Consider the following 11,230-nt stretch of genomic DNA (forward strand, 5'->3'; position numbering starts at 1 on the left):
GCGTGGTGAGCATCCGGCGTCGGGGCTTGCGGTTGCCTCCGGACTTTTCGGGGCGGGATCTGGTCCGGTTGCACGGGACCGGGACTTCCCGACACCGGATGCCTCACCAAGTCTGCGCGCGTCGCATCGGTCTCGGAACTGCCCGAGGGTTGCCCGCCCGCTGCCACTCCTGCCCCGCCCGTGGCAGTGCTCAGGCCGTTGCGCGATTTTCGCCGACCAACACCGCCGCGAAGCACAGCGTGGCGAGCCCGGAGGCCACGATGGCGGGCTCGGGGAAGTAAAGAAGGGCGATCCAGAATGTCCCGCCCGCCGCTGCCACGCACACTCCGTTGAACAGCGACCACCGCGTGATCAGGGCGGGTGCGCCGTGCGCCGCGGCGATCGCCAGCAGGCCGAAAAGCAGGCCGAGGAAGCCCATTCCGACGCTGTAGCCGGTGTTCAGGCCGAAGACGGACAGTTGCCTGCCTCCGTCGAACATCGATCCGGTGACCTGCGCGGACATCGCGTTGACGACCTCTTCGGCGGGGCCGTCGTCGCCGTTGAAAACGTGCACAACGAGCAGATGCGCCAGGCCGACCAGGCCGAGCAAGGTCGATCCGGCGAAATGGACCGGGGTGGCCCACTGGGCGGGCCGGGTGGTGGACGAGGGTGTTATCGCGGTCATCGCGACCTCCGTAACTCGTGCCAACGTTCGCGAAACAGAACAAAACTTATGTTATAGGCTGGTCGTTGTGGCAGGCAAGAGTTCGTGGCTGGAATCCGGCCTGGTGATCCTCGGCACGGCAGGGCCGGCCGGGCTCACGATCGACAAGTTGGTGGCGGCGACCGGGCTGAGTACCGGGTCGTTCTACCACCACTTTTCGAGCATGGGCGGATACAAGGCGGCGCTGCTCACGCACTTCGAGGAGGTGCAGACCACGCGCTATCTGCGCGAGGTGACGGCGGCCGTCCGACTCGATGCTCGGGAAAAGCTCGACCTGCTCTTGGATCTGGTGTTGCGGGACGAGGGGCCGGCGACGCTGGAAACGGCGATACGCTCGTGGGCGATCGACGACCCGCTCGCGGCCGAAGTCAAGGAGCGCATCGATGCGGCTCGACTGGGCTTCCTGCGAACTCTGCTGGGGGAGAGTGGCTATGGTGCGGACGACGCGCGGCAGCTCGCGCAGCTGCTGTATCTGCTGGTGCTCGGGGCGGGCAGCATGATCCCCGCGGTGTCGCCGGAAGAACTGCGCGTGCTTGCCCGGCGGGTGTTGTCATGAGTGCTGGGCGAATGTCGCGCTTGGGCGGTCGTCGGTGAGCGGCGAGTCGGCCGGAGTCGGAAAGGCAACGGCGGCAACGCTTGCCGACGATCTCGGTACCGTCGTGGAGATCACCCGCCCACCCCGTCGGGTGGTGTCGCTGGTGCCGTCGTTGACCGAGGCCGTCGCGGTTTCCTGCCCGGAGATCCTGCTCGCCGCGACCGAATGGTGCACGCACCCAGCCGATCTCGCCATCGAACGGGTACGCGGCACCAAGAACCCGAACGTGCGTCGCATCATCGAACTCGCCCCTGATCTGGTGCTGTGCAACATGGAGGAGAACCGGCAGATCGACGTCGGCCGCCTACGCGCGGCCGGAATTCCAGTGTGGGTGACCAGGATCGAAACCGTGGACGAGGCACTGACCTCGCTTGCGCGCCTGTTCACCGATGCCCTCGGCATGGGTGTGCCCTCCTGGCTCACCGCAGCCGAATCCGTCTGGGCGCCACCACCACCCACTCCACCGCGCAATGCGGTGATCCCTATCTGGCGCAATCCTTGGATGGTGGTGGGCCGCAACACCTTCACCGGCGACCTGGCCGCCCGCCTCGGATTGCGTTTGGTCCACGCCGACCGACCGGACCGCTACCCCCGCCTCACCGAGACCGAACTGACCACCGGCATCGACCTCGCCGTACTACCCGACGAGCCGTACGTCTTCACCGAAACCGATGGCCCCGAAGCCTTCCCCGGCATCCCGGTAGCGCTGGTCGAAGGCCGCAGCCTCACCTGGTACGGCCCATCCTTGGCCACCGCGCGAGAAACCCTCACCAGGCAACTGTCCCAAACTTTCCTCACCTGAGTTCGGTCGACCTCGCTACGCCGACGTCGCGAACCGGTAGTCGGACAGGTCGAAATGGCCGCTGCGCCAGGCTGCCTCGACGGTGGTCGACGGGCGTAGCGGCACGTCGCCGTGCTTGTCGAAGTAGTAGCTGTTGGAGACCGCGCAGCTGTCCTGCCAGAAGACCTGTCCGTCGCGCCGGTCGAGCATCTCCTGGAAGAAGCGGTCGTTGGCCTCGCGGGTCACCTCGACGATGGTCGCGTTGCCCGCGCGGGCGTGCCGCAGGCAGCGCAGGATGTGCCTGGTCTGGTTCTCGATCAGCGCGAAGTAGGACGAGCCGTTGTAGCCGTAGGGGCCGATGATCGAGAAGAAGTTCGGGAAGCCGGGCACGCTCACGCCCTCGTAGGCTTGCAGCCGGTTCTCGTCCCACCACTTCTCCAGGTCGAGCCCGCCGATGCCGCGCAGATCGTAGGTCGGCATGTTGCCGGACTCCATCACCTTGAAGCCGGTCGCCAGGATCAGCACGTCGACCGGGTACTCGGTGCCGCTTGCCGTGCGCACGCCGGTGCTGGTGATCTGTGCGATGGGGTCGGTCTCCAGCACCACATTATCGCGGTTGAAGGTGGCCAGGTAGTCGTTGGAGAAGCTCGGCCGCTTGCAGCCCAACGCGTAACGCGGCGTGAGCTTTTCGCGGGTCACCGGGTCGTGCACCTGGTTGCGGAGGTGGGCCAGGCCCGCGCGCTCGCCGAGCGCGGCCGTCGGCAACTTCGTGTGATAGTGCGCGGCGATCGGGAAGGTGATCTCCACGTAGGTCTGGCTGATCAGCCGGGTCAGCGACCGGGCGCCGGGCACCCGCAGCGCCCACTGCACCGGTTTGGGCAGCGGCAGATCCAGCCGCGGCAGGCACCAGATGGGCGTGCGCTGGAACACGACGAGCTGCTCGACCTCCGGCGCGGTCTCCGGAATCACCTGCACCGCAGACGCTCCCGTGCCGATGATGGCGACTCGCTTGCCGCGCAGGTCCTGTCGATGGTCCCAGCGCGAGGTGTGCATGGTGACGCCGGTGAAGTCGTCGACGCCCGGAATCTCGGGCAGTTTGGGGCGGGTCAGCACGCCGGTGGCGCTGATGACGAAGCGCGCGGTCAGCTCGTCACCTGTCGCGGTGTGCAGCCGCCAGTGGCAACCTGCTTCGTCGAACTCGGCCTCGGTAATGGTGGTCTCGAACCGGATTCGTGGTCGCAGCCGGTATTTGTCCACGCACGATTCGGCATACGCCTTCAGTTCCCGCCCTGGTGCGTACGTCCGCGACCAGCTGGCGCGCTGCTCGAAGGAGAACTGATAGCTGAACGACGGAATGTCCACGGCGATACCGGGATAGGTGTTCCAGTGCCAGGTGCCGCCGACACCGTCGGCCTCGTCGACGATCAGGAAGTCGTCGAATCCGGCCTCCTGCAACTTGATCGCGGCGCCGATGCCGGAGAAGCCCGCGCCGACGATGATCACCTCGTGGTCGATGCCGGTGCCGGTCATGCCCCCCGCCTCGCCGGTGCTCGGTGCCGTCATGCCGACAGGGCTGGTTCGCTCGCTCATGCCACCTCCATGTGCCACGAGGCCAATTGGCCGCACGTGCCACCAATTAGGCGCGCGGTCCGGTAGTTTGTCAACCATGAGCCTGCGTGTACCGGCCCGGACCTGGGGTGGGCGCACCGCTGCGGAGCGGAGCGCCGAACGGCGCGCGCGACTGATCGATGCGGCCCTCGGCATCTGGCTCGAAAACGGCTGGGCGGCCGTCACTATGCGCGGCGTTTGCCAGCGCACCGCACTCAATGATCGCTACTTCTACGAGCATTTCGCCGACCGTGACGCGTTGCTCGGCGTCGCATGGGATGCCGTATGCACCGAGGTCTTCGCTGACCTCGCCGCGATCGTCACCGAACACGGCGCGCAACCCTTGGTGGAGATCCTGCGCGCGGCCGTGACCCGCGCCGTGCGCCTGCAGTCCGACGACAACGGGCGCGCCCGCATTTTGCTGGCCGACCACGCGGGCAGCGCCGTGCTCGAGCAGCGCCGCAAAACCATGCTCACCGACGCCACCGACCTGCTCGTCGCCACCTCCGCTCCGTACCTGCGCCCGGATGCCGACGAACTCGAGTTCCGCATGAGCACCCTCGTCGGCATAGGCGGTTTCATCGAACTGCTCACCGCATGGCGCACCGGCACGATGGACATCGACGCCGACCACATCATCGACCACGTCTGCCGCCTCGGCGCCCTACTCGGTACGCAGTATTTGCCTGCCGACCCGATTCCTCCCGCGCGATAAAGCTTTTGTAACCCTGTCCGATTATTCGCGTTCGGCCTGCCTGGGCGCGGCTTCTCGTTACCTGCGGCGGCGTGGGGCTCGGGCTGGTCGAGACACCCGCCATACCGCCTTGGAAATATTTCCAATCCGCAGCAGTCGCCGTATCGAATACCCCTGCAGATCCCCGACGATCAACCAGATCGCCGCCGCGACGGAGGTTATTCTGCCTCGCCACAGATCGCGCAATGAATCAACCTTGTTGTCTCCCACTCTGCGCCAGGAGGATTAAAAGTGCCCACTTCACTCTTCGGATCTGCTACCCGGTCTCGCGCGGGGGCATGCGTGCTCGCGTTCAGTGTTGCCGTCGTGGGGCCCGCCACGGTTGGTGTGCTGGCCGCACCCGCGCACGCAGCACCTTCCACCGCACCCGAACTGTGCTCCAGCCAGGAGGAAGAGGACGTGGAGGCCAACGCCGCCCGTTGCCACGCCAAGCGCGCCGCGAGCGCCGCCTTCCGGGCCCGCAAGTCTCTCGAATACGCACTCGACCACCAAAGCGATTGGGTGGTTGAAGACGGCAATGTCGACGGTCTGAAAAGTTCTGTCGCCTATGCGGAAAAGGCGGCAACCGAATCAGCGGATTGGGCGGAGAAGAAGAAAGTCGAATCCGCCGCGGTGGCGATGCGAACCGCAGCGGGCACTGCGTTCAGTGTCGCGCAGCGCGTCGCCAAACTGTTCGGCGGATTCGCCTACGTACCTGCACCGGGCACGAACATCGAAGTTCCGGTGTACTTCAACCAACACGGCGACGCGGCCAAGGCGGCCTCAGACGCCGACCACAACGCGGGCCAAACAGCGAAAGGAACGTACGCGGTTCGCAACATCTACGCGGATGGCGCCGAGCTCAGCGCCATCGCCGCCTACAAGAAGGCTGAGTGGATCGACTGAACCCGGTCAACCGCGCCGGTCATCGTCGGCTCCGAACAGGCGGGGCGCAGCCGATGGGGACGTGTGCGTTGCTGAATTCGGGCACGGCAAAGCGCGGGATCCGGTACCGCGAGGGAGTAGGAAAACCTCGCGGTACCGCATCGTCGAATACCTCTCCTGTTCGGCTACTCGGTGACTTGTCCGGTAGGGCTGGCCCACGCGTCAGTGGGCCGGGGTATCGATCCGGTAGATGCGCCGCGCGGTATTCCGGAAGATGTGTTCCAGCTCCGAGTGCCCGCCACCGTGCCCGGTGACCGCGGTGGCGACGGCGTCGATGCTGTTGGTGATGGTGGTAATCGGTTTGTCGACTGGGAAATTCGAGCCCCAGAGCAGCCGGTCCGCGCCGAAGGCGTCGAGCGCGTGTTCGATGAGTGGGTGGACTCGGTCCACCAGCACCGGAACCGGGGTTGGTGTGCCGCGGGGTGGCACTGGATGGCCGAGGATCGGCATCATCAGCCCGCTTACTTTCGCCACCACGTTCGGCTGTTCGGCGAGGGCGGACAGGTCGTCGCGCCAGCGCAGGAACAGGGCCCGGCGCACGCTCGGGTTGGTTCCGGTGTGCTTGCCGACCGGGCCGAAAAGCCCTGCGGGAGTAGCGAGATGGTTGAGCACGATCGGTACTTCGGGGAAGCGCGCGGCCAGCGCCGTCACATCCGGCAGTGCGTGCGAGTACACCCAGGCCTCGAAGCAGAGATCACGCTCGGCCAGCAGCCCGAAGCCGTTGAGGAACTCCTTGGTGGTGAGCGCCCCCGGGCGCGGGGCGTAGGGCCGGACCTGCGGATCGGGATGATGCGCCACGTGCGCGCGGATGCCGCGCACCAGGGGTGCGGCGGCGAGGTGCGCGTCGAGTAACGCCGCGAAGTCGGGGGCCGCGGGATCGGCACAGCCGAGAATCGCACCGAGCTCGGGATTGTCGCCGCCGAACGGTAACCGGGCCACCCAGGCCGTCTCCTCGGCCTCGGCCAGCGCGCCCTTCCCGGTCCAGGCCACTTCGATGTGCACGACCGCGTCGATCGGCTCGGTACCGGCGTCGGCACGGTAATCCGCGGGCAGATAAGGCCGGGTGAAAGCGGTGGGATCCCCGGTGAATTCGCGATCCCGCCGCGGCGCGAGACGTTTGGCCAGATCCATCGGAATCGGCAATGTCCGCAACAACCGCGCCGTCGGACTGAAGACGCGCGGCGTGCTGAACGGATCCCACTGGTGGATGTGCGCGTCGATGATCCGAATACCCGAAAGACTCATATCCGTCGTCCCAACCGCGCCGATGGCCCTGACCCGGCGATTGTCACACGGTGCCGCCCTGCCGGACCCGAATTCAGTGGGATCCGTATGCGGACAGGAACGTGTGGACGGCGGCTCCGGCGATACGCCGGCGTTCGGTATCGGAGACCGCGCGGGTGCCGAGCTTCGAACGTGCCTCCAGCGGCGCGGTCAAAAGGGCGAGCAATTGTTCAGCGGCCTGCGCCGGGTCGGTCGTCCGCAAGCTGCCGGACAGGGCGAGGCCGGCCAGCCGATCGGTCAGTGCCTCGGCGACGCGCTGCGAAGTACGTTCCAGCACGGCGTCGGTGAGCTCGGGGAACGCTGCCAGCTGCGCGTAGGTCAGGGCGCGCAGTGCCAGGGCGCGGTCGCCGGAGCACACCCGCAGCAGGTCTTCGGACATGGTGCCCAGGGCCGCCGGTAGATCATCGCCGGGGGTCCTGAGCCGCTCGATGATGGTGAGCGTCTCGGCCGCTACCGCATCCGCCGCGGCGAGTACGGCGTGCCGGAAGAGCGTCTGTTTGTCGGTGAGGTGGTTGTACACCGTGGGTTTCGCGACGCCCGCCTCGTCGGCGATCTCCTGCACGCAGGTCTTGTCGTAGCCGCGGCGGGCGAACACGGCGAACGCGACGTCGAGTATCGCCTGCCGCTTGTCGATCCGCCCCCGCGCTGTCGATGCTCCCGTCACCTCCGCATGGTAGCGCCTTCCGCGGCCTAAATGAACTCATGGGTTCAGCCTTGTGTATCTACTAGTCAGTTCTCTAGATTGAACTCACTAGTTCAAAATGAGGAGGCTCCATGATTGTCCACCTGTTGCGCTTCGGTTTTCGCGACGAGACGACGGACGAGCAGAAGGCGGAGGTGCTCGCGACGATGCGGCGGACCGCGTCGGTCGAGTCGGTGTCGTTCTCAACCGTCGGTCAGAATCTCGGCGATGTCTCCGAGGGGCTGACGCACGCCTACTGCGTGGGGATCGAGGACCTGGCTGCGCTGGAGCGGTACATGCACGACCCGGTCCACCTGGACGGCGATCCGCGGATCATCCCGCACGTCGCGAAACTCGCGATCGGACCCGATGTTTCCGATGCGCCGGATCCGACGCTGCGCACGAAGCTCATGGCGTTGCACGAGGCGAAGCTGCGGAAGTACCCGGAGTGGGCTCGCCTGATGTCGACCGTCCCCGAGGTGCGAATCCTCTGAGCGACCCTCAGACGTTGCGGCGGTATTGGCCGCCGACGGTGAAGAACGTGTCGGTGATCTGCTGCAGGGTGCAGACCCGCGCGGCGTCCATCAGGACCTCGAAGATATTGTCGTCGGTGCGGGCGACGGCTTCCAGGCGGGCCAGGGCGGCGTGTGCGGGGTCGCGGTGCCGGTGCTGGAACTCGCGGACCCGGTTCAGCTGGGACTGCTTCTCGGCCTCGGTGCCGCGGGCCAGCTCGATGTCGTGCTTCGGCTCGCCGTGCGGGTTGCGGAAGGTGTTGACGCCGATGATGGGCAGCGAGCCGTCGTGCTTGCGGTGCTCGTAGCGCATCGACTCGTCCTGGATCTTGCCGCGCTGATAGCCGGTCTCCATCGCGCCGAGGACGCCGCCGCGCTCGCTGATCCGGTCGAACTCCGACAGCACCGCCTCCTCCACCAGGTCGGTGAGCTCATCGATGAGAAAGCTGCCCTGCAACGGGTTTTCGTTCACCGCGACGCCCCACTCCCGGTTGATGATCAGCTGGATGGCCAGCGCACGGCGCACCGACTCCTCGGTCGGGGTGGTCACCGCCTCGTCGTAGGCGTTGGTGTGCAGGCTGTTGCAGTTGTCGTAGATGGCGATGAGCGCCTGCAAGGTGGTGCGAATGTCGTTGAAGCTCATCTCCTGTGCGTGCAGCGAGCGCCCGGAGGTCTGGATGTGGTACTTCAGCTTCTGCGAACGATCGTTGGCACCGTAGCGATCGCGCATGGCGATGGCCCAGATGCGGCGGGCGACCCGGCCGATCACCGAGTATTCGGGGTCCATGCCGTTGGAGAAGAAGAACGACAGGTTCGGTGCGAAGTCGTCGATCTTCATCCCGCGCGCGAGATACGCCTCCACATAGGTGAATCCGTTGGCGAGGGTGAAGGCGAGCTGACTGATCGGGTTCGCGCCGGCTTCGGCGATGTGATAGCCGGAGATCGAGACCGAGTAGAAATTGCGAACACCGTTGCGCACGAACCATTCCTGGATATCGGCCATCATGCGCAGGCTGAACTCGGTGGAGAAGATGCAGGTGTTCTGGCCCTGATCCTCTTTGAGGATGTCGGCCTGCACCGTGCCGCGCACCGTCGCCAAGGTCTTCGCCCGGATATCGGCGGCCTCGTCGTCGGTCGGCTGCCGTCCCTCGGCGGCCGAGAATCGTTCCAGCGCTTGTTCAATCGCGGTATTGAGGAAGTAGGCCAGGATGGTGGGGGCCGGCCCGTTGATGGTCATCGACACCGAGGTCGTCGGCGCGGTGAGGTCGAATCCGTCGTAGAGCGCCTTCATATCGTCGAGCGAGGCGATCGAGACACCGGAGGTGCCGACCTTGCCGTAGATGTCGGGGCGTTCGGCGGGATCGTGGCCGTAGAGGGTGACCGAGTCGAACGCGGTGGACAGTCTTTTCGCGTCGGAGTGTTCGCTGAGGACCTTGAAGCGCCGGTTGGTGCGGAACGGGTCGCCCTCACCGGCGAACATCCTGGCCGGGTCCTCGTTGTCCCGCTTGAACGGAAAAACGCCCGCGGTGAACGGGAAGCGGCCGGGCAGGTTCTCCGCGCGCAGGAAACGCAGCAGCTCACCGTGGTCGGTGAACCGGGGCAGCGCGACCCGGGGAATCGAGTTGCCGGACAGCGTCTCCCGGCGCAGCGGCGTACGGATCTCGCGGTCGCGCACCCGCACCACCTGCTCGTCGCCGCGGTAGGACTCGGCGAGTGCGGGCCACTCGGCGAGTAGCGCGGCGTTCTCGGCGGACAGCTCGGCCCGCGCGGTCGCGGCCAGTTCGGCGACGGCCTGGTCGTCGGGCAGTTCGGCGGCGACCTGCTCGATGCGTTGAACCCGCTGTGCCGCAACGATTTGCGCGGCGGTGGTCGCGTGATAGTCGCGGACCGTCTCGGCGATCTCGGCCAGGTAGCGCACCCGGGCGGGCGGAATGATCTGCGCGAACCGGGTGGACACGCGGGTATTCACCCGGGGCAGCGCCCCCTGCTCCAGCCGCAGGCCGCGCTCGGCCAGCAGCCCGGCCAGATGCTGGTACAGCGCCGTGACGCCGTCGTCGTTGAAGGTTGCCGCGCTGGTGCCGAATACCGGCATGTCCTCCGGCGTCGCGGTGAAATCCGCCCGATTGCGGATGAGCTGGCGCGACACATCCCGCAGTGCGTCGGCCGCGCCGCGGCGCTCGAACTTGTTGATCGCCACCACATCCGCGAAATCCAGCATGTCGATCTTCTCCAGCTGGGAGGCGGCGCCGAACTCCGGGGTCATCACATACATGGACACGTCGACGTAGTCGGTGACCGCGGCGTCGCCCTGGCCGATGCCCGGCGTCTCCAGGATCACCAGGTCGTATCCCGCTGCCTTGCAGGCGGTCACGATCAGGTCGATATTGTCCGGCAGCTCGCGCCCGCCCCTGGTGGCCAGTGAACGGAAGAAGATGTGGTCGCCGTCGAGGGCGTTCATCCGGATACGGTCGCCGAGCAGCGCGCCACCGCCGCGGCGCCGGGTCGGGTCGACCGCGAGGATCGCGACGCGCAGTTTGTCCTGCTGGTCCGACCGCAGCCTACGCACCAATTCGTCGGTGAGCGAGGACTTTCCGGAGCCACCCGTGCCGGTGATGCCGAGTACCGGCACGGTGCGCGCGGCGGCGGCCTGAGTCAACCTCTGCCGGTCGCCGGCGGTCAGGGCGTCCTGCTGGATACAGGTGATGGCACGGGCCAGGGCGGCGCGCTCGCCGGCGAGTACCGCGTCCAGCACCGGTGGTTCGGTGGCGAGGTCGATATCGCAAGCCCGGATCAGCTGATTGATCATGCCGGGCAGGCCGAGGCGCTGCCCGTCCTCGGGGGAGAAAATGGTGACCCCGCATTCGGCGAGCCGCGCGATTTCCTCGGCGACGATGACGCCACCGCCGCCACCGAATATCCGGACATGCTCCGCCCCGGCCTTTTTCAGCGCGTCGGCGAGATATTCGAAGTATTCGACATGGCCGCCCTGATACGAACTGACCGCCACACCCTGCGCGTCCTCGGTGAGCACGGCGTCCACCACCTCGCTGACGGCACGGTTGTGACCGAGATGAATCACCTCCGCGCCCTGCGCCTGCAGGATGCGCCGCATGATGTTGATCGCCGCGTCGTGCCCGTCGAACAGCGCCGCTGCGGTCACGAAACGGACGGGGTTGGTCGGCGTGTGAAGCGCGCTGCTGTCGGCCACGGGAGTCCTCCGGTGAGTCCAGGTGGCGCCCGATACTAGGACGTCAAACTAATCCTACGGTGATGCCCATCACAGCGCCAGGCGCCACTCGGCCGGTCGTTTACCCAAAATTGGCTGCGGGGTTGCGCTCACCGTGAATGCAAAGGGCGACAGCGGGCCGCGCGCCGAGTTCCGATGGG

At 66.6% G+C, this 11,230-nt stretch carries 10 protein-coding genes; 5 read left to right on the forward strand and 5 right to left on the reverse strand.

Annotated elements, in window-relative coordinates; all coding sequences use genetic code 11:
* Nucleotides 1-190: 190 nt before the first annotated feature.
* Nucleotides 191-664, reverse strand: a complete 474-nt coding sequence (locus ACIHA7_RS31365) for a hypothetical protein (RefSeq protein ID WP_397294487.1) — start codon at nucleotides 662-664, stop codon at nucleotides 191-193.
* Nucleotides 665-731: 67 nt separating this feature from the next.
* On the opposite strand from ACIHA7_RS31365, the gene ACIHA7_RS31370 reads away from it, so the two are divergent.
* On the forward strand, nucleotides 732-1,259 hold the full coding sequence (locus ACIHA7_RS31370; protein WP_397294488.1) for a TetR/AcrR family transcriptional regulator: 528 nt from the start codon (nucleotides 732-734) through the stop codon (nucleotides 1,257-1,259).
* Nucleotides 1,260-1,293: 34 nt separating this feature from the next.
* The gene (locus ACIHA7_RS31375) at nucleotides 1,294-2,100 is read left to right on the forward strand and encodes a helical backbone metal receptor (RefSeq protein ID WP_397294489.1); all 807 of its coding nucleotides are present in this window, start codon (nucleotides 1,294-1,296) and stop codon (nucleotides 2,098-2,100) included.
* A gap of 15 nt (nucleotides 2,101-2,115) precedes the next feature.
* Here ACIHA7_RS31375 and ACIHA7_RS31380 read toward each other — a convergent pair whose 3' ends face one another.
* Nucleotides 2,116-3,609 (reverse strand): flavin-containing monooxygenase, encoded by a 1,494-nt coding sequence (locus ACIHA7_RS31380; protein WP_397294584.1) that lies wholly within the window; start codon nucleotides 3,607-3,609, stop codon nucleotides 2,116-2,118.
* Nucleotides 3,610-3,745: 136 nt separating this feature from the next.
* Between ACIHA7_RS31380 and ACIHA7_RS31385 the strand changes: the two genes are divergently transcribed.
* Complete coding sequence (locus tag ACIHA7_RS31385; protein ID WP_397294490.1) at nucleotides 3,746-4,402, forward strand: TetR/AcrR family transcriptional regulator; 657 nt, start codon at nucleotides 3,746-3,748, stop codon at nucleotides 4,400-4,402.
* Between the two features lie 321 nt (nucleotides 4,403-4,723).
* Nucleotides 4,724-5,326, forward strand: coding sequence for a hypothetical protein (locus tag ACIHA7_RS31390; RefSeq protein ID WP_397294491.1), 603 nt, complete (start codon nucleotides 4,724-4,726; stop codon nucleotides 5,324-5,326).
* A 201-nt stretch (nucleotides 5,327-5,527) separates the two neighbouring features.
* On the opposite strand, the gene ACIHA7_RS31395 is transcribed toward ACIHA7_RS31390, so the two are convergent.
* Complete coding sequence (locus tag ACIHA7_RS31395; RefSeq protein WP_397294492.1) at nucleotides 5,528-6,610, reverse strand: amidohydrolase family protein; 1,083 nt, start codon at nucleotides 6,608-6,610, stop codon at nucleotides 5,528-5,530.
* A gap of 73 nt (nucleotides 6,611-6,683) precedes the next feature.
* Entirely contained in the window at nucleotides 6,684-7,313 is a 630-nt protein-coding gene (locus tag ACIHA7_RS31400; RefSeq protein ID WP_397294493.1) for a TetR/AcrR family transcriptional regulator, read from the reverse strand.
* 110 nt (nucleotides 7,314-7,423) lie between these two features.
* On the opposite strand from ACIHA7_RS31400, the gene ACIHA7_RS31405 reads away from it, so the two are divergent.
* Entirely contained in the window at nucleotides 7,424-7,825 is a 402-nt protein-coding gene (locus tag ACIHA7_RS31405) for a Dabb family protein (protein WP_397294494.1), read from the forward strand.
* 7 nt (nucleotides 7,826-7,832) lie between these two features.
* On the opposite strand, the gene icmF is transcribed toward ACIHA7_RS31405, so the two are convergent.
* Nucleotides 7,833-11,051 (reverse strand): fused isobutyryl-CoA mutase/GTPase IcmF, encoded by a 3,219-nt coding sequence (gene icmF, locus ACIHA7_RS31410; protein ID WP_397294495.1) that lies wholly within the window; start codon nucleotides 11,049-11,051, stop codon nucleotides 7,833-7,835.
* Between the last annotated feature and the right edge of the window lie 179 nt (nucleotides 11,052-11,230).

Origin of the sequence: Nocardia sp. NPDC052316 (genome assembly GCF_044547795.1) — a bacterium.
Lineage (GTDB): Bacteria > Actinomycetota > Actinomycetes > Mycobacteriales > Mycobacteriaceae > Nocardia.